This window comes from Streptomyces sp. NPDC002790 (assembly GCF_040295505.1).
Lineage (GTDB): Bacteria > Actinomycetota > Actinomycetes > Streptomycetales > Streptomycetaceae > Streptomyces.
On the sequence record NZ_JBEOVM010000005.1, the window covers coordinates 169,008 to 186,507 of the forward strand.

At 70.6% G+C, this 17,500-nt stretch carries 17 protein-coding genes; 8 read left to right on the forward strand and 9 right to left on the reverse strand.

What is annotated here, in order from left to right; all coding sequences use genetic code 11:
• Window positions 1-54: 54 nt before the first annotated feature.
• The gene (locus tag ABT004_RS05360) at window positions 55-558 is read left to right on the forward strand and encodes an FBP domain-containing protein (RefSeq protein WP_351331518.1); all 504 of its coding nucleotides are present in this window, start codon (window positions 55-57) and stop codon (window positions 556-558) included.
• A 21-nt stretch (window positions 559-579) separates the two neighbouring features.
• On the opposite strand, the gene ABT004_RS05365 is transcribed toward ABT004_RS05360, so the two are convergent.
• On the reverse strand, window positions 580-1,404 hold the full coding sequence (locus ABT004_RS05365; RefSeq protein WP_351331519.1) for a family 1 encapsulin nanocompartment shell protein: 825 nt from the start codon (window positions 1,402-1,404) through the stop codon (window positions 580-582).
• Window positions 1,405-1,409: 5 nt separating this feature from the next.
• The gene (locus ABT004_RS05370) at window positions 1,410-2,405 is read right to left on the reverse strand and encodes a Dyp-type peroxidase (RefSeq protein WP_351331520.1); all 996 of its coding nucleotides are present in this window, start codon (window positions 2,403-2,405) and stop codon (window positions 1,410-1,412) included.
• Window positions 2,406-2,732: 327 nt separating this feature from the next.
• Between ABT004_RS05370 and ABT004_RS05375 the strand changes: the two genes are divergently transcribed.
• The 3 genes from ABT004_RS05375 (at window position 2,733) to trpS (ending at window position 6,335) form a co-directional block, all read left to right on the forward strand.
• The gene (locus ABT004_RS05375; RefSeq protein WP_351331521.1) at window positions 2,733-3,773 is read left to right on the forward strand and encodes an NAD(P)-dependent alcohol dehydrogenase; all 1,041 of its coding nucleotides are present in this window, start codon (window positions 2,733-2,735) and stop codon (window positions 3,771-3,773) included.
• 77 nt (window positions 3,774-3,850) lie between these two features.
• A complete protein-coding gene (locus tag ABT004_RS05380) occupies window positions 3,851-5,074 on the forward strand; it encodes a cytochrome P450 (RefSeq protein ID WP_351331522.1) in 1,224 nt (407 codons plus the stop codon).
• 193 nt (window positions 5,075-5,267) lie between these two features.
• Complete coding sequence (gene trpS, locus ABT004_RS05385) at window positions 5,268-6,335, forward strand: tryptophan--tRNA ligase (RefSeq protein ID WP_351331523.1); 1,068 nt, start codon at window positions 5,268-5,270, stop codon at window positions 6,333-6,335.
• A gap of 215 nt (window positions 6,336-6,550) precedes the next feature.
• On the opposite strand, the gene ABT004_RS05390 is transcribed toward trpS, so the two are convergent.
• Both ABT004_RS05390 and ABT004_RS05395 read right to left on the reverse strand, forming a co-directional pair.
• A complete protein-coding gene (locus tag ABT004_RS05390) occupies window positions 6,551-6,835 on the reverse strand; it encodes a zinc-ribbon domain-containing protein (RefSeq protein ID WP_351331524.1) in 285 nt (94 codons plus the stop codon).
• 76 nt (window positions 6,836-6,911) lie between these two features.
• A complete protein-coding gene (locus ABT004_RS05395; RefSeq protein WP_351331525.1) occupies window positions 6,912-7,553 on the reverse strand; it encodes a MerR family transcriptional regulator in 642 nt (213 codons plus the stop codon).
• A 76-nt stretch (window positions 7,554-7,629) separates the two neighbouring features.
• On the opposite strand from ABT004_RS05395, the gene ABT004_RS05400 reads away from it, so the two are divergent.
• The 3 genes from ABT004_RS05400 to ABT004_RS05410 all read left to right on the forward strand — a co-directional run bounded on the left by ABT004_RS05400 (window position 7,630) and on the right by ABT004_RS05410 (window position 10,224).
• Window positions 7,630-8,133, forward strand: a complete 504-nt coding sequence (locus ABT004_RS05400; RefSeq protein ID WP_351331526.1) for a DUF4188 domain-containing protein — start codon at window positions 7,630-7,632, stop codon at window positions 8,131-8,133.
• Window positions 8,134-8,245: 112 nt separating this feature from the next.
• Window positions 8,246-8,737: a peptidylprolyl isomerase gene (locus tag ABT004_RS05405; protein WP_351331527.1), complete on the forward strand. Its 492-nt coding sequence runs from the start codon at window positions 8,246-8,248 to the stop codon at window positions 8,735-8,737.
• Window positions 8,738-8,901: 164 nt separating this feature from the next.
• Window positions 8,902-10,224: a S28 family serine protease gene (locus tag ABT004_RS05410; protein ID WP_351331528.1), complete on the forward strand. Its 1,323-nt coding sequence runs from the start codon at window positions 8,902-8,904 to the stop codon at window positions 10,222-10,224.
• Between the two features lie 3 nt (window positions 10,225-10,227).
• On the opposite strand, the gene ABT004_RS05415 is transcribed toward ABT004_RS05410, so the two are convergent.
• From ABT004_RS05415 to ABT004_RS05435, 5 genes are all read right to left on the reverse strand, one after another.
• On the reverse strand, window positions 10,228-11,001 hold the full coding sequence (locus tag ABT004_RS05415; protein ID WP_351331529.1) for a ferredoxin reductase: 774 nt from the start codon (window positions 10,999-11,001) through the stop codon (window positions 10,228-10,230).
• Window positions 10,994-11,605: a sulfite oxidase-like oxidoreductase gene (locus ABT004_RS05420; RefSeq protein WP_351331530.1), complete on the reverse strand. Its 612-nt coding sequence runs from the start codon at window positions 11,603-11,605 to the stop codon at window positions 10,994-10,996. The genes ABT004_RS05415 and ABT004_RS05420 overlap by 8 nt, the downstream gene beginning before the upstream one ends.
• Window positions 11,602-12,894, reverse strand: coding sequence for an amidohydrolase (locus tag ABT004_RS05425; RefSeq protein WP_351331531.1), 1,293 nt, complete (start codon window positions 12,892-12,894; stop codon window positions 11,602-11,604). Before ABT004_RS05425 ends, ABT004_RS05420 begins: the two co-directional genes overlap by 4 nt.
• Window positions 12,891-13,658 carry a nucleoside phosphorylase gene (locus ABT004_RS05430; protein WP_351331532.1) on the reverse strand — a complete coding sequence of 256 codons (768 nt, stop codon included), beginning with the start codon at window positions 13,656-13,658 and terminating at the stop codon, window positions 12,891-12,893. Before ABT004_RS05430 ends, ABT004_RS05425 begins: the two co-directional genes overlap by 4 nt.
• A gap of 96 nt (window positions 13,659-13,754) precedes the next feature.
• Window positions 13,755-15,953 (reverse strand): FUSC family protein, encoded by a 2,199-nt coding sequence (locus ABT004_RS05435; protein ID WP_351331537.1) that lies wholly within the window; start codon window positions 15,951-15,953, stop codon window positions 13,755-13,757.
• Between the two features lie 259 nt (window positions 15,954-16,212).
• On the opposite strand from ABT004_RS05435, the gene ABT004_RS05440 reads away from it, so the two are divergent.
• The coding region (locus tag ABT004_RS05440; protein WP_351331533.1) for an alpha/beta hydrolase at window positions 16,213-17,500 on the forward strand (1,288 nt) is incomplete at its 3' end.

A 17,500-nucleotide genomic window follows, 5' to 3' on the forward strand; every position in this document is an offset into this window, starting at 1 on the left:
GCCGCGCGAATATCCGGATGCATGATCGGCGAGCGGCTTTGTAAGGTCCACGATGTGGAACCACTCAGCGACAAACAGATCCGCTCGTCCTTCGTGAACTGCACCAAGGGCGAGGCAACCCGTATGCGGCTGCCGCTCGACTTCGCCGAGCTGCCCTGGAACGACCTGGACTTCCTCGGCTGGGTGGACCCGGGCGCGCCGCTGCGCGCCCACCTCGTGCGCCCTACGGACGACGGGCCGGTCGGCATCAGCCTGCGGGTGCCGCAGAGCGGGCGCACCAGCGCGATGAAGTCGAGCCTGTGCCAGATCTGCCTCACCGGACACGCCTCGTCGGGCGTGTCCCTGTTCGCCGCGCCGCTCGCCGGGGCCCGCGGCCGCGACGGGAACACGGTAGGTCTGTACATCTGCGCGGACCTGGCCTGCTCCCTGTACCTGCGCGGCAAGAAGCAGCCGAAGCTGCGCGCGGGCCGCTACGAGGAGTCGCTCACGCTGGACGAGCGCCTGGACCGCGCCCTCGGCAACCTCGACGCGTTCATCGCCAGGGTCCAGGGAAGCTGAGAGTCCAGGGAAGCTGAGGGCTCACGCCTTGAGCGCGACCACGGCCTCGTCCGTGTAGGGCAGGAACGTCAGGGTCTGGTGGAAGTACAGCTCGACGCCGTGCGCGTCGTGCGCGCTGTAGCCGATCGCCAGATCCTGGCCGAGCCGCAGCTCGAAGTCGCCGCCGCGCTTGGACAGCACGAACGCGCCGTTCAGCGCCGGCGCCCAGATCAGCTCGCCGTCGAGGATCCGGCCCAGGTGGTTCGCGACCGGATAGCCGTGGTCGGAGGTCTCGCTGACCGCCGTGTACGCGTCGGCCCCGAGCAGCAGCGCGTACGGGCCCGCCACGCCGGCGAGGCGCAGCGCGGTGAGCGCCCGGCTGATCGTGTCCGGGTAGTCCCGGGCCTCGGCCGGCAGGCTCAGGACCGGGTTCGAGGTGCGCTCGCGCAGCCCGTCGATGCCCGCCGCCGCGTACCCGTCGAAGATCGCCTGGTCCTCGGCGTACGCCATGGCGCGCGCCGCGTCCTTCACCGGCTGCCAGTCGGAGTCCTTGGAGCCGCGCTCCACGTCGTCCACCGCCTCCCGGCTCACCGTGAAGGGCACCCGCAGCTCGACGAGCGGCTGTACGCCGCGCAGGCGCGCCGTCACGCCGGGCGCGGGCGGCGCGATCTCGGCGAGGTGGCCCGTGCCGACTGCCGAGAGCTCGGCGCCGTCCGGGCCCGTGACGTCCACGACGCGGCGGCCCGCGACATGGCGCCGGAAGGTGCGGGTCGCCTCCTCCTCGATCTCGGCCCAGGCGGCGGGCGTGATCGGGGCGAGCTCGCGGTGCAGATTGTTGCTCGGGGTGGGATTCGGGTCGCTACTCATGGCGTTCAGGCTCCTTTGAGGCTGCCGATACCGAGGGAACCGGCCGCGGGGTCCGCGGTGGCGGCGCCGGACGGCGGCTCGGGCAGGTCGTCGAGGAAGTCGGCGCTCGGCACGTGGAACAGGCATCCGGTGACCGCGGTCGAGAAGTCGAGGATCCGGTCGTGGGTGCCGGGCGGGTCACCGAGGAACATGTTGCGCAGCATCCGCTCGGTGACGTCCGGGGTGCGTGCGTAGCCGATGAAGTACGTGCCGAACTCGCCCTGGCCGACGCTGCCGAACGGCATGTTCTCGCGCAGGATCTGCCGCTCCGTGCCGTCCTCGTCGACGATGGTGTTCAGCGCGACGTGCGAGTCCGCGGGCTGCGCGTCCTCGTCCAGCTCGATGTTCGCGGTCTTCGTGCGGCCGATGACCTTCTCCTGCTCGGTCGCGGGCAGCGCCTCCCATGCGGCCATGTCGTGCACGTACTTCTGGACGATGACGTAGGAGCCGGCGCCGAAGTCCGGGTCCTCGTCGCCCACGAACACGGACTCCGCGGCCGCCCGACCGGTGGGGTTCTCGCTGCCGTCCACGAAGCCGAGCAGATCGCGGTCGTCGAAGTACTTGAAGCCGTGCACCTCGTCGACGACGGTGACGGCGGAGCCGAGCCGGCCGATGATGACGCGGGCCAGCTCGAAGCAGAGGTCCATGCGCCGGGAGCGCAGGTGGAAGAGGAGGTCGCCGGGGGTCGCGGGGGCCAGGTGCCGGGGGCCCGCGAGCGCCTGGAACGGGTGCAGCTCGCGCGGCCTGGGGCCGCTGAACAGGCGGTCCCACGCGGTCGAGCCGATGCCCGTGATGCAGCTGAGGGCGGCGTCGCGGTCGCGGAAGCCGACGGAGCGGCTCAGCGCCGACAGCTCCTCGAGCGTGTCGCGGACGGCGGGCTCGCCGCCCGGCGCGATCGTGACGACCAGGAAGACGGCGTGCTTCGCGGGCGGGGCGAGGAGGACGGGCTGGGGTTCGGCCACGAGTGCTCCGATGGCGAGGGAGGGCGACGGTCGACTGTTGTCACCATATGGGCTGTGGAGACGCGTGGCACGCGCGCCCGAAAAGATCCTTATAAAGCCCAGATGAACTGATGTGTCCGACCTCACGTCCGGGCTCACGCCGAACCGGCGTCGGGCGCCGGGCGCATGCTGTTAAAGTTTGAACCAGGCCCCGACCGTTCTCCCCCGTACGGTCGGGGTCCTTTTTTTGTCGTGTGGCGTGTCCCATCGGGACACATGTCCCATTGGGACGTGAGCGAGTTATGGTGGAGGGGCGGGGGGCTGGAAGAGCGACGAAGGAGTCGAGCCATGAAGGCACTTCAGTACCGGACCGTCGGGGCAGCACCCGAGGTCGTCACCATCCCCACCCCAGAGCCCGGCCCCGGGCAGGTCCTGCTGAAGGTCACCGCCGCCGGCGTGTGTCACTCGGACATCGCCGTGATGAGCTGGCCGGCCGAGAGCTTCCCCTACGAACTCCCGCTGACCCTCGGGCACGAGGGCGTCGGCACCATCGCCGCGCTCGGTGCCGGAGTCAGCGGCTTCGAGGAGGGCGACTCGGTCGCCGTGTACGGGCCGTGGGGCTGCGGCGCCTGCGCCAAGTGCGCGGAGGGCAAGGAGAACTACTGCCTGCGCGCCGAGGAGCTCGGCATCCGCCCGCCCGGACTCGGCGCCCCCGGCTCGATGGCGGAATACATGATCGTCGACGACGCGCGCCACCTCGTGCCGATCGACGGGCTCGACCCGGTCGCGGCCGTGCCGCTCACCGACGCGGGCCTCACCCCGTACCACGCCATCAAGCGCTCGCTGCCCAAGCTGGTGCCCGGTTCGACCGCCGTCGTCATCGGCACCGGCGGCCTCGGCCACGTCGCCATCCAGCTGCTGCGCGCCATGACCGCCTCCCGCGTCATCGCGCTCGACGTCTCCGAGGAGAAGCTCGCGCTCGCCCGGACCGTCGGCGCCCACGAGGTGGTCCTGTCGGACGCGGCGGCCGCGGGCAAGGTCAAGGAGCTGACCGGCGGGCGCGGCGCCGAGGCCGTCTTCGACTTCGTCGGAGTCCAGCCCACCGTCGAGACCGCGGGCGCCGTCGCCGCCGTCGAGGGCGACGTCACGATCGTCGGGATCGGTGGCGGCACCCTGCCCGTCGGTTTCGGTGCCACCAACTTCGAGGTCAACGTCACCGCCCCGTACTGGGGCAGCCGCGCCGAACTCGTCGAGGTCCTCGACCTGGCGCGGGCCGGCGCCCTCTCCGTGCACACCGAGACGTTCTCGCTCGACGACGCCCCCAAGGCGTACGAACTGCTGCACGACGGCAAGATCAACGGGCGTGCGGTGATCCTTCCCAACGGCTGACACGGCACGGGGTACACGTGGTGACGGGCAGTCAATAGGCTTGGACGCACTGCCCGTTACACCCCTCAGGGAGCCCCATGTCCACCGCGCAGGTCCCCGACATCCTCTCGCCCGAGTTCGCCGCGAACCCGTATCCCGCCTACCGCGCGATGCGCGAGTCCGCGCCGCTGCTCTGGCACGAGGCCACGCAGAGCTGGATCGTCTCGCGGTACGCCGACGTGGAGCGCGTCTTCAAGGACAAGGAGGCGACGTTCACCACCGACAATTACGACTGGCAGCTCGAACCCGTGCACGGTAGGACCATCCTGCAGATGAGCGGCCGCGAGCACGCGGTGCGCCGCGCGCTCGTCGCACCCGCCTTCCGCGGCAGCGAACTGCAGGACAAGTTCCTGCCCGTCATCGAGCGCAACTCCCGTGAGCTGATAGACAAGTTCAGGGACGCCGGCTCCGCCGATCTCGTCGCCGACTACGCCACCCGGCTGCCGGTCAACGTCATCGCCGACATGCTCGGCCTCGACAAGGCCGACCACGACCGCTTCCACGGCTGGTACACCGCCGTCATCGACTTCCTCGGCAACCTGGCGGGCGACCCGGACGTCGCCGCGGCGGGGGAGCGGACCCGCGTCGAGTTCGCCCAGTACATGATCCCGGTCATCCAGGAGCGCCGCGAACACCCCGGCGACGACCTGCTGTCGGCGTTGTGCGCGGCCGAGGTCGACGGGGTGCGGATGAGCGACGAGGACATCAAGGCGTTCTGTTCCCTGCTGCTCGCCGCGGGCGGCGAGACCACCGACAAGGCGATCGCCGGCATCTTCGCCAACCTGCTCGCGCACCCCGACCAGTTGGCGGCCGTGCGCGCTGACCGGTCCCTCATCCCGCGGGCCTTCGCCGAGACGCTGCGCGTCACCCCGCCCGTCCACATGATCATGCGTCAGTCCGCCGTCGACGTGGAGCTCACCGGCGGCACCGTCCCGGCCGGGGCCACCGTCACCTGCCTCATCGGCGCGGCCAACCGCGACGAGAACCGGTACAAGGACCCGGACCGCTTCGACCTGTTCCGCGAGGACCTCACCACGACGACCGCGTTCTCGGCCGCCGCCGACCACCTCGCGTTCGCGCTGGGCCGGCACTTCTGCGTCGGCGCGCTGCTCGCCAAGGCGGAGGTGGAGACCGGGGTGAACCAGCTCCTCGACGCGATGCCCGACCTGCGGCTCGCCGACGGCTTCGAGCCGGTCGAGCGGGGGGTCTTCACCCGCGGGCCGCAGGCGCTTCCGGTGCGGTTCACGCCTGTGGGCGCCTGACCCGCACGGTCCGTCAGGTGTACGATTGCGTCATGCATCGATCTTCGTGTCCGAACTGGTGGCGCCTCACTTAGAGGCGGCCGCACAGACAAGCACGTAACTGGGCCGTCCACGGACGGCCCTTTTTTCCTGCCCTCCCACCGGAGGTCACGCCGTCCCGAGGACGCCCGTGACCCAAGGGGAGACAGAGACCATGAGCAGCACCGACGCCCTCGGCACCTCGGCCGCGCAGGAACGCAGCGCGGAACTGGAACAGCTGATCCGCAAGGACCCCGGAGAGTTCCGCATCCTTACCGGGGACCGGCCCACCGGGCGCCTGCACCTCGGGCACTACTTCGGCACCCTGCACAACCGCGTCCGGCTCCAGGACCTCGGCGTCGAGACCTTCGTCCTGGTCGCCGACTACCAGGTCCTCACCGACCGCGACGTCGCCGAGAACCTCACTGAACACGTCGAGGAGTTGGTCCTCGACCACCTCGCCATCGGCATCGACCCCGAGCGCTCCACGATCTTCACGCACAGCGCCCTGCCGGCCCTGAACCAGCTGCTGCTGCCGTTCCTCAGCCTCGTCTCCGTCGCCGAGCTCCAGCGCAACCCCACCGTCAAGGACGAGATCGCCCACTCCCGGCAGGCCGCGGTGAGCGGCCTGATGTTCACCTATCCCGTGCACCAGGCCGCCGACATCCTCTTCTGCAAGGCGAACCTCGTCCCCGTGGGCCAGGACCAGCTGCCGCACCTGGAGGTCACCCGCACCGTCGCCCGCCGCTTCAACGACCGCTACGGCAACGGCACTCCGGTCTTCCCGCAGCCCGAGGCCCTGCTGTCCACGGCTCCGCTGCTGCTCGGCACCGACGGCACCAAGATGAGCAAGTCACGCGGCAACGCCATCGCCCTGTCCGCGACTCCCGACGACACCGCGCGCCTGATCCGCGGCGCCAAGACCGACACGGAACGCCACATCACGTACGATCCGCGGGCCCGCCCCGAGGTCTCCTCGCTCGTCCTGCTCGCCGCGCTGTGCGAGGGCGCCGACCCGAACACGGTGGCGCAGGAGATCGGGGACGGGGGCGGCGCCGCGCTCAAGCGGCGCGTCACCGAGTCCGTGAACGAGTACCTCGCGCCCATCCGGGCCCGCCGCGCGCACTACGCGCAGGACCGCGGCCAGGTCAGGGACGTGCTGCGGGCGGGGAACGAGCGGGCCGGAGCGGTCGCCGACGCGACGCTCAGGGAGGTGCGGGCCGCCATGAACGCCGACTACTGACGAGGGCGCGGAAAGCCGCCGGGACGATTCTTTCCGGGGCGTGCATGCCCGGCCCGATCCAGGGCAGCAGGAGATACAGACGCTCAAGCAGCCCACCCCCCCCGGGCGCTCGAGCCTGCGGCCCTGTCGCCCCCTCTCCCCCCTGGGAGGCGGCAGGGCTGCCCTCTTTGCCGGCGCGGCCGCTGGGTCAGGCGGGGCGGCCGGGGCCGGGTGAACTAACCCTGGTGGTTCTGCTGTTGCTGCTGCGGCGTCCCTGCCTGTGGCCCGGCGGCCTGCGCGAGCATCCCGTCCACGTGATCCTTCGGCACCTGGTGCGCGGCGCCGCAGAACGTGCACTGCGCCTGGTACTTCGTCGAGACCGGGAACAGCGGGATGAAGAACAGCGTGAACTTCGTGACGAACTTCCGCAGCGTGTGCGCCGCGGGATTGCCGCAGCTCCCGCAGACGTAGGTGAGAATCGCGAGCTGATACGCGTAGCCGCGCGTGCCGAAGATGATCATTGGGTTCCTCCCGTTGTCCGGCCGCTGTGGAACATCCGGCGTCCGACCGCCATCGTATGTGGCTCTCCCCTGAGCATCACAAGCCGTAGCGGCGGGTGGAGTGCTCCTCCTGGGCGAGCCGGCGCAGCGCGAGCAACAGCGGGTCGTACAGGACCGCCGACGCGACTGCCAGCTCGACCTTCTCGGAGTCGTCGTCGTAGGCGTCGAGTTGGTCCAGGTCCAGCTGGGCCACCTCCTCCATGAGGTGCGCGTACCGCGAGAGGATCTCGGGCCCGCGCGAGAAGCCGAGGCGGGTCAGTGTGACGACGGTGGTGACCAGGGTGCGGTAGGTGGGGGAGATGACGCCGATCTCGCGTGCGTGGTGCCAGCCCATGTCGCCGAGGAACCGGTCGACGGCCTCGGTCACCTGCACCGTCAGCGGGTCGTCCGCGGGTGCCTCGGGCGGCTGCGGCATCGCCCACAGCGCGGCGCCGAGGCGGAAGGTCGTCCCCAGGGACTCGTCGTCCACGTGCCCGAGCACCTCGCGCACGGTGGCCACCGGGATCCGGCCGATCTGGATCATCGCCCTGATCAGGCCGAGCCGCCGCAGATGCGCCTCGCCGTACGCGGCCTGAGTGGCGCTGATCCGCTCACCCTGCGGCAGCAGACCCTCGCGCAGGTAGTACTTGATCGTGCCGACCGGCACCCCGCTGCGCTCGCTCAACTCTGCCAGTCGCATCCCTTGTGCCCCTTCTTGGAAAGTGTCACTATCCAATCACGGGTCAGGGGACCGGGGGACCCCTGACCCCCTGCCAATGACCGACGGAACTGGGGGAGTTGTGTTCGCGAAACCGCATCTTGGACGGACCACGGCAGCCGCCGAGGGCGACGTCGTCGTCTTCCTCATCGGCATGCGGATCAACCACTTCTGGGCGGTGCACCGCTGGCTCCCGGTGATGTACGCGATGCCCATGATGCTCAGGGAGCTGGGCAGGAACCGAACCGCGGGCCTACTCAATCACGTCCTGCTCACGGCGAATCCGCGTACCTACTTCGTCGTCCAGTACTGGGAGTCGAAGGACAAGCTGCTTGCCTACGCGGCCGCCCCGGACCAGTCGCACCGCTCCTGGTGGGCCCGCATCAACGGCTATCTGCGCAAGAATAGGGGGCACGTCGGCCTGTGGCACGAGACCTACGTCGTGCCCGCGGGCGCGTATGAGTCGATCTACGGTGACATGCCCGCGTACGGCCTCGGCAAGGCCTACGGCGTGCGGCCGCTGAGTGACGGTGTGCAGGCGCAGGACCGGCTCGCGGCCTGAACGCTCGCGCCCCGCGAGCAGAACGTCACAGAACGTACGAACAGGCTAAGAAAACGGCCATCCCGACGGGCCGAATCGGCAATCCGGGGTTCGTGATGAAAGGATTGCGTCCATGGCAATCAAGACCTACTTCGACATCACGATCAACGACGAGCCCGCCGGGCGGATCACGTTCAACCTCTACGAGGACGTCGTCCCGAAGACCGCGGAGAACTTCCGTGCCCTGTGCACGGGCGAGAAGGGCTTCGGCTACGCCGGCTCGTCCTTCCACCGCGTCATCCCGCAGTTCATGCTGCAGGGCGGCGACTTCACCGCCGGGAACGGCACGGGCGGCAAGAGCATCTACGGCGAGAAGTTCGCCGACGAGAACTTCCAGCTCAAGCACACCAAGCCGGGCCAGCTCTCGATGGCCAACGCGGGCCCGAACACCAACGGCTCGCAGTTCTTCATCACCACCATCGTCACCGACTGGCTGGACGGCAAGCACGTCGTCTTCGGCGAGGTCGAGGACGGCATGGAGCTCGTGAAGAAGATCGAGTCCCTCGGCTCGCGCAGCGGCTCCACCTCCGCGAAGATCACGATCTCGGAGTCCGGCCAGCTCTGATCCAGGCCGATCATCCGGCGCGAGAAGCCGGGACCCCCGCCGAGGGGTCCCGGCTTCTCGCGTATCCGGTGCGAGCCCAACTCCTCTGTGCACGGCACGGGTTAAGGTCTCGGTCGGTGGATCACTGATCCGCCGCACCGTTTCCTCGACCCAAGGAGGCATCCGTGCGCCTGCGCACCATACCCACGCTGCTGCTGTCCGCCGCCCTCACGGCGGGCGCCCTCGCCGCCACCGCGGCACCGGCGACCGCCGCGCCCGCCTCGTTCGAAGACCAACTGCGCGCGCTGCCCGGTGTGACCGTCACCGGCGTCACCGACAAGGAGGGCTTCCCGCTCTACTCCTTGTCGATCACGCAGCCGGTCGACCACGCCAGACCCGGCGCGGGTACGTTCCAGCAGCGCTTCACGCTCTGGCACAAGTCGACGGCCAAGCCCGTCGTCTTCTACACCGGCGGCTACGGACTGTCGTCCTCGACCCGTGAGCCCACCACCCTCCTCGACGCCAACCAACTCAGCGTCGAGCACCGCTTCTTCGAGGAGTCCGTACCGGCCGGCGGCACCCCCTGGGGCAAGATGACCATCCAGCAGGAGGCGGCCGACGAGCACGGCATCGTGCGCGCCGTGCGCCCGCTGTACGGGAAGTCGTCGAAGTGGCTGGCCACCGGCGGCTCCAAGGGTGGCATGACGGCCACGTACCACTACCGCTTCCACCCCGAGGACTACGACGGAGTCGTCGCCTACGTCGCCCCCAACGACGCCAACAACAACGACGACAGCGGTTACGAGGACTTCTTCAAGAGGGTCGGCACCCAGCAGTGCCGCGACGCGCTCGCCGCCGTGCAGCGCGAGATGCTCGCGCGCCGCGACACCCTGCTGCCCAAGTTCGAGAAGACCGCGAAGGACGAGGGCTACACCTTCACCAACACCCTCGGAACGACCGACCGCGCCTACGAGTTCGCGGTCCTCGACCAGGTGTGGAACTTCTGGCAGTCCGGCTCCGTCGACAACTGCCCCACCGTGCCCGACGCCAAGCAGGTCTCCGACGACGACCTCTACAAGTGGTCCCTCGACAACGGCCTCTCCGTCTACGAGGACTCCACACTCGGCGCCAACAGCACGGGCCCCTACTACCGGCAGGCCGCCGCCCAACTCGGCTGGGCCGGACTGAAGTTCAAGAACCTCAAGGGTGTGCGCCACTACCCGGACATCTACCAGCCGAACTCCGTGCTGCCCGCCGACATGCGCACCACGTATGACGGCACGGTCGCCAAGGGCGTCGACAAATGGGTGCGCACGAAGTCCCAGCGGATGCTGTTCGTCTACGGGCAGAACGACCCGTGGAGCGCCGAGCAGTTCACGCCCAGCAAGAACGACTCGTTCAAATACGTCGTGCCGAAGTCCAACCACAATGCCCGGATCTCCGCACTGCCCGCGAACGAGCGGGACGCCGCGACGGCGACGGTCAAGCGGTGGGCCGGAATCCGGTAGGCGTCACCCGAAGCGCTCGATGCGGATCCGGTCCACCGGCTGACCGAGGCCGACGAGCAGCTGGGAGGCGTGCTCGGCAAAGGAGTTGGAGCCGCACACATACGCCTCCCACTGCGGCGCGCCTTCGGTGAAGCACGGCGCCAGATGGTCCGCCGCCAGGCGCCGGTGCTCGCCCTCACGGGTGAGCACCGGCGTCGTCTCGGCCCCGTACTCGTCGGCGTAGATCAGGTCCCCACGCGTGCGTGCCGACACGAACAGCCGGAGCGGGACAGTGAGTTCGTGCTGCCTGTGGTGGCGGATCATCGACATCAGGGGCACGACACCCGAGCCCGCGCCGAGCAGCAGCGCCGGCCGGTCGCCCGGCCACGCGAAGAAGCCGCTGAGCGGGCCGCGCATCTCCACCTCGTCGCCGACCCGCGCCTCGGTGTGCAGAAAGCCCGACACCTCGCCGTCCACGACGTGGTCGAGGGTCAGCTCGATGTGCCCCGAGTCGTCGGGGGCCGAGGCGAGCGAGTAGTGGCGCTGGGCGGCGTACCCGTCCTCGGCGGTCAGCCGCAGCATCAAGTGCTGACCGGGCAGGTGCCCCTGCCAGCCGGGCACCGCGAAGCGGAACGTGGAGGCGTTCGCCGTCTCCCGGCGGATCTCGGCGATGACGGCGCGCTGCCACAGGGCGGCGGCCTGCCCGGCGTCGATGCGGCCCGGCACGGCGAAGCGGGTCGGCGGTGTGAAGGTGGTCCTCTGCGGCACGGTCTGCTCGCTCTGCACGGTCTCAGTCACCTGCGTATCGCTGTTCTTCCCAGGGGTTGCCCCGCCCGTGGTACCCGTTCTGCTCCCAGAAGCCGGGCTCGTCGTGATCGAGGAGCCGAAGGCCCGCGACCCACTTCACGCTCTTCCAGAAGTAGAGGTGCGGCACCAACAGGCGGGCGGGGCCGCCGTGTTCGGTCGGCAGTGGCTCGTCCTCGTAGGTGAACGCGAGCCACGCCTTGCCGCCCGTCACGTCCGCGAGCGGCAGGTTCGCCGAGTACCCGGTGTGCGAGTACGCCATGATGTGCGTCGCTTCGGGGGAGGGACGGACGGCGTCGAGGAACGTGTCGAGCGAGACACCACCGAAGCGCACCCCGAACTTCGACCACGTCGTCACGCAGTGGATGTCCCCGCTGTACGAGGCCGGGGGCAGTGCCTGCGCCTCGTCCCACGTCCAGGTGTTCTCCTCGGCGACGAGGCCGTCGATCGTGAACGTCCAGTCCTGACGGTCGAGCTGGGGTGTCACCTCGGCGGACAGCACCGGCCAGTCGTCGCCCGCGTCGTACTGGCCCGGCGGCAGGCCGGGGTTGTGGACGCGGGGGCGGCCGACGAAACCGCGGGTCGCGTGGCCGGTCATACGAGGGCCTCCAGATCGGCGAGGACCGCGCCCTCGTCGAGGGTCGTGAGCGTACGGTCGCGCATCAGGACCCTGCCATCGACGACGGTGTCCCGCACGTCGGAGGCCTGCGCGGCGTAGGCGAGCATCGCGTACGGGTCGTGGCGCGGCGTGAGGTGCGGCCGCTTCAGGTCGAGAACGGCCAGGTCGGCGCGCTTGCCGACCTCGAGCGAGCCGAGCCGGTCGCCGAGGCCCAGGGCGCGGGCACCCTCGATGGTCGCCATGCGCACGGCCTGCTCGGCGCCGACCGCCGTCGGATCGCCGTCCGCCTTGTGCACCAGCGCCGCCTGCCGCACCGCACCAAGCACGTCCAGCGTGTTCGAGCTGACGGCGCCGTCCGTGCCGAGACCGACGGTGACACCCGCGCTCAGCAGCCGCGGCACCGGCGCGATGCCGCAGCCCAGCTTCAGGTTCGACACCGGGCAGTGGGCGACCGAGGCGCCCGCGCGGGCGATCGCCGCGATCTCGCCGCCGGTCAGGTCGACGGCGTGCGCGAGCACCACGTCGGGGCCCAACAGGCCGAGGGATTCGAGGAGTTCCACGGGCCGCCTGCCGTGCGCCACCTCGACGCCCGCGACCTCGGCGGCGTTCTCCGCGGCATGCAGGTGGATGAGCGCACCGAACTCACGGGCCAGCGCGAAGCACTCGACGAGCTGCTCGGGGGAGAGGGTGTACGTCGAGTGCGCGAACACGACCGGGCGGGTGCCCGCGGGGCGCCCGGCCAGCTCCCGGCGCGCCCACTCCATGCGCTCCTTGTACGGCCGTCCGTCCGGCGGCTCGGGGACGTCCATGAACAACGGACCGGTGTGCAGCCGCCAGCCCGCCGCGCGCGCGGCCTCCTCGGCGGCCTCGTGGAACCAGTACATGTCGAGCGCCGAGGTCACACCGGAGCGCACGCTCTCCGCGACGGCCACGCGGACGGCGGCTGTGACGGTGGTGGGATCCAGAAGGCGCGACTCGGCGGGCACCACACGGCCCAGGAACTCCTGGAGCGTCACGTCGTCGGCGGTGCCGCGCAGCAGCGTCATCGCGAGGTGCGTGTGCGTGTTGATCAGGCCTGGCAGGACGAGACCGCCGGACGCGTCGATGGTGTCACTGGCGGCGTGGCGTGCGCGCAGCTCGTCGGTGGGGCCGACCGCCACGATCTCGCCGTCGCGCACGGCGACCGCTCCGTCGGCAAGCACTGTCGACTTGTCGTCGACGGTGAGGACGGTGCCGCCGTGCACCAGCAGATCGACGGACTCGGTCACAGTTGCTCCTCCGTAAGAATGCGCAGCGCCTCCAGGGCCACGACGCTGCCGCGCGCGACACCCTCGGCGACGACCTCGCGGTGCGGGTCGTAGCCGCCGGTGCTCGCCTCGTCCACCAGGTCGTCCGCGTTCACGCCGTCGACGACGAGCACGGCGCCCGCGACGAGCCCGCGCAGCGACGCCGTGACGAACAGTGCGGACACCTCCATCTCGATCGCGGCAAGGCCCGCACCGTCGTACTGGTTCAGTGGGATCAGTCCTGGTTGGAACGCCGCCCGCGTCCACACGATTCCCCGGTGGTGCGGGGCACCCGCCTCGCGTGCCGCCCGCGTCAGGGCGAGCACGGCCTCCGGAGCGGACACCGCCGGGTACTCGGCGGGCACCAGCTGACCGGTCACACCGTCGTCGCGCACCGCGGCCTCCGCGACGACCAGATCGCCGTCGCCGATCCCCGGCCGCATCGCACCCGCCGTACCGAACCGCACGAACGTCTTCACGCCCGCGTCGGCCAGCTCCTGGAACAGCAGGATGGCTCCGGGCCCGCCGACGCCGTGCGAGGCGATCACGACTGGCGCCCCGCGCCACGTCCCGCTGAACGTCCGGTACTCCCGGTTGTACGACACCTCCACGGCGTCGTCGAGCAGCGCGGCGACGGCCGCGGCGCGCTCCGGGTCGCCCACGACGACGGCCCGCGGCGGCAGCCCCGTACGCGGGATTCGGCTCAGCGGGAGCAAGGAGTGGGGATCGGGTGCGGGGGCACTCACGAGGTGGCTCCAGTCATGCGTCGGCACGGCATCGGGTTCGCAGGGGATCCGGGGATCGTATCCCCAGGTCGGAGGGGGTTCGAAGCGGGGGAGTGACTATGTGCGCGGTCCCACAGAGACACCGAGCGGCCGGGCGAGACCGGAGATCCCCTCGTCGAGCCGCTGAAGGTGACGCAGCACACGGAACGTCACGGTGTTCGCGGCCGGCACCCCCAGGCCGTCCGTCTCCAGCATCGCCGCGATGCTCGCGCCGGACTCGACGGTCCCCGTCAGGTCGGCGTCGTTCACCTGCGCCACCAGCACATCGATGTTGTGCGCGATACGCCGCGCCGCTCGACCGAGCCGCGGATCGGCGGCCACATGCTTGCTGTACGGGACGAGCTCGGCCGTCGCCGCGAGGGAGCGCGCGTGGTAGGCGGACGTCTCCAGGAGAGCCACCAGATAGCGCACGGTCTGCCGCCGCTCGCGCTGCGGGGCGATCGCGTGTGTCAGCGGCTTGGTGGACGCGCGCAGATCATCCAGGGCGGTGTCCAGGTCCCGCGCCCGGTCGAGCAGGTCCGCGGCCGGGCCACCGCTGAGCTGCTCCACCGCGCCCGCCACGACATCGCCGAGGCGCTCCAGGACGGTGGCGAGCAGCTCGTCGGTGCGGTGGTCGGTGCGGACCGGAAGCACCAGCATCGCCGCGATGATGCCGCACGCCGCACCGAGCGCGGTCTCCTCGATGCGCAACACCAGGACGTCGAAGCTGTAGGTGTTCAGGAGTGTGTACAGCAGGCCCAGCATCGCCGTCACGAAGAACGACATCAGCGCGTACGAAAGCGGGGCGGTGAAGAACGCGGCGAACACGCACAGCAGCACGAGGGCGAACGCCGACCAGGTGTGATTGCCGACCGCTCCCGCGAGCAGTACTCCGGCGAGCACCCCGAGCACCGTGCCGAGGACGCGGCGGTAGCCCTTGATGACGATCTCGCCCGTGGACGCGGTGTTGAGGAAGACGACCCAGCAGGTCAGGACGGCCCAGTACCAGCGCTGACTGGAGAGGAACTCGCCGCCGACGATCGCGAGGCCGGAGCCGACGGCGACCTGGAAGGCGGCGCGGGTGGTGGGCCGGTCGAGGCCCGAGCGGTCGTCGTCCTCCTCCTCGTCGGCCTCCTTCTCGGTGCCGACCATGGCGACGGTGCCGGTGATGGACATGTCCTCCGCCTCCAGCTCCTCACGCGAACGCGTCGTGGCGGGGGAGTCGTCCGACTCGTCCTGCGGGCCGTCGAGGGCGATCCGCAGCCCCATCACCGCGCGGGCCGCTTCACCGATGCCGCGGAACACGTCCTGCACGGCGAGCGTGGCGCCCGGAGGCACCCGCTCCTCGTCTCGGTAGCCGAGCAGACGGTTGCGGATCTGGGCGACGGCCGCGCCCCGGTTGGCATCGGCGGGGCGCACCACCATCAGGTGAAGGGCGCCCAGATCACGGCGGAGGGTGGCCGTCGACTCGTCCTCGTGGTGCAGCAGCTTGCCCGCCGCCGGCGCGGGCGCGTGGGGGAGGTGCAGGGTGAGCGTGTCGGCGCGTTCGGCGCTGCGGGCGTTGAGCAGCAGCATGCCGAGGCGCTCCGCGGAGATCTCCGCGTCGGCGATACGGCGCTGGATCAGCGAGGCGGTCGCCGCGTCCCGGGCGCCGTCCTCCAGACGCCCCTGGATCATCAGCGCCGTCTCGTGCAGCCGCGAGGTGTGGTGCCGCAGGTCGTCCAGCACGTCGTCGACGTCCTCCGGAGCGGCGTCGAGCAGCTTCGTCTGCGCGGTCACCAGCTGCGCGAGCCGCGCCCTGAACGCCCCGCGCAGCCGCCCGAGCACGCGCTGCGGCGTCTCCGGCACCAGTGCGAACCGAGCCACCGCGCTACAGGCGACCGCCACCGCCAACGTGCCCGCGAGATTCGGCAGTTGATCGGGGGTCGCGTTCACGAACAGCGATACGAAGTAGACCTGAAAACCCATGAGGCCGAGGGCCGTGCCCCGGTCCCCGAACCGGCGGCAGTAGACGGCGCCGAAGATCAGGGCGATGAAGAAGAGATCACCGGCGACGACCCTGCTGTGCAACAGCGCGCCCAGGCTCACGGCCGCGAGCGCTACCGGGAATCCCCAGGCGAGCGTGATCGCCTGCCCGCGCAGGTTCTTCTCACGGATCGCGAACGTACTCACCATCGCGGCCATCGCGCCCGCGACCATGTGTGTCACATCCGTGCCGAGCAGCGCGAGCACGGTGAGCGTCAGCCCGATGGCCGCGACGATCCGCAGCCCGGCCATCAGGCGCAGCAGCCCCGGATCGGATGCAATGAAGCGGTCCCAGGTGTCCCTCGGCCGTCGCGCCACCAGTACTCACTCCAAGATCGGTCCGTCGGCGTCGCCCCCGAGCATACGAGGAGGTGGGCGCGGCCTTGACACGAGTATCGACAGGTGGACGGTTCCCGACCTGGTCACATGGCGACTTCTGGGGGATTTCCCCCAACGAGAAGTGGGGGTCGGCCGGATGGTGTGCCGGGCTCGGGACCGCGAATCTTGAGCCATGGACGAACTCGGCACGATCTCGAGGGGAAGGCCGGCCCGGCGAGGTGTACTCGCGGCCGCCGCGGCGCTGTTGGCCCTCGGCGCGGCGCCTGCGGTGGCCGCCGCGCCGAGGCGGATGCGCCTGCGGTTACCGGCTCCGAGCGGCCCTTACCCGGTGGGCAGGGTGGCGCTGCGCCTGGTCGACCGGTCCCGCCGCGACCCGTGGACGGCGGATCCCGCACGGGAGTTGATGGTGGACGTGCGCTACCCGGCGCGCTCGGTGGCCGGTCACGGGCGGGCGCCGCAGATGACGGCACGGGAGGCGGCGGGCTTCGACCGGCTCAACAACTTCGAGGGGCTCCCCGCGGGCCGCGTCGATTGGGCGGCCACGCGTACCTTCGCCCACACCGCGGCGCCGCTCGACCCGCGTGCGGCGCACCCCGTGGTGCTGTACTCGCCGGGGGTCGTGGACCCGCGCTCCCTGGGCACGACGCTCACGGACGACCTGGCGTCCCGCGGCTATGTGGTGATCGCCATCGACCATCCCTATGACGTGTCGGCCGTGGAGTTCCCTGGTGGGCGGGTGGCCGTCTCCCGGCTTCCGCAGGAGTTCGGGGAGGCGCAGCGGTCGGGCCCGGCCGCGGTGACCGCGCTGCTGAAGAAGACGGCGGGCGTCCGCGTCGCCGACGCCTGTTTCGTTCTCGATGTGGTGCAGCGGGCCTTCGACACGCACCGGCTCCGCAGAGCGCCCATCGGCATGTTCGGGCAGTCCGCGGGAGGCTTCGCCGCGTTGCAGACCCTGCACGACGACGAGCGGCTCGCCGCGGCCGCCAACCTCGACGGTGTGCTCGCGTACGTCCAGGACGACCATGACGAGGGCGGCCTGTCCACCGTCGCGGCCGAGGGCGTGGACCGGCCGGTGCTCCTGATGGGCAGCGAGGGCATCGACCGGAGAACCGTCCCCTCCTGGCGGGAGCTGTGGCGGCACAGCGGCGGATGGCGACGCGATCTGACCCTGCGCGGCTCCCGGCACGCCACGTACACGGACGCGACGACGCTGCTCCCGCAGATCGCGGCCCGCCTCGATCTGCCGCACGAGACACTGACCACTTGGGTGGGCTCGGTGCCCACGGAGCGGGCGGTCGCGGCTCAACGGGCGTATCTCGCGGCCTTCTTCGACCGCTGGCTACGGGGCGGGGGCCGGGCGCTCCAGGAAGCCCCCGACCCCCGCGAACCCGGGAACGGCGTAAATTTAAGCCGGGGCCCCCAACGTTACCTCAGACCCAAACGAAACCACCCCACGTGTA

Bases quoted from the DNA above. Each gene is read 5' to 3' on its own strand.
- ABT004_RS05365 (WP_351331519.1), bottom strand. From the start codon at position 1,404: ATGAGTAGCGACCCGAATCCCACCCCGAGCAACAATCTGCACCGCGAG.
- ABT004_RS05375 (WP_351331521.1), top strand. From the start codon at position 2,733: ATGAAGGCACTTCAGTACCGGACCGTCGGGGCAGCACCCGAGGTCGTC.
- ABT004_RS05380 (WP_351331522.1), top strand. From the start codon at position 3,851: ATGTCCACCGCGCAGGTCCCCGACATCCTCTCGCCCGAGTTCGCCGCG.
- trpS (WP_351331523.1), top strand. From the start codon at position 5,268: ATGAGCAGCACCGACGCCCTCGGCACCTCGGCCGCGCAGGAACGCAGC.
- ABT004_RS05390 (WP_351331524.1), bottom strand. From the start codon at position 6,835: ATGATCATCTTCGGCACGCGCGGCTACGCGTATCAGCTCGCGATTCTC.
- ABT004_RS05395 (WP_351331525.1), bottom strand. From the start codon at position 7,553: ATGCGACTGGCAGAGTTGAGCGAGCGCAGCGGGGTGCCGGTCGGCACG.
- ABT004_RS05400 (WP_351331526.1), top strand. From the start codon at position 7,630: ATGACCGACGGAACTGGGGGAGTTGTGTTCGCGAAACCGCATCTTGGA.
- ABT004_RS05405 (WP_351331527.1), top strand. From the start codon at position 8,246: ATGGCAATCAAGACCTACTTCGACATCACGATCAACGACGAGCCCGCC.
- ABT004_RS05420 (WP_351331530.1), bottom strand. From the start codon at position 11,605: ATGACCGGCCACGCGACCCGCGGTTTCGTCGGCCGCCCCCGCGTCCAC.
- ABT004_RS05435 (WP_351331537.1), bottom strand. From the start codon at position 15,953: ATGGCCGGGCTGCGGATCGTCGCGGCCATCGGGCTGACGCTCACCGTG.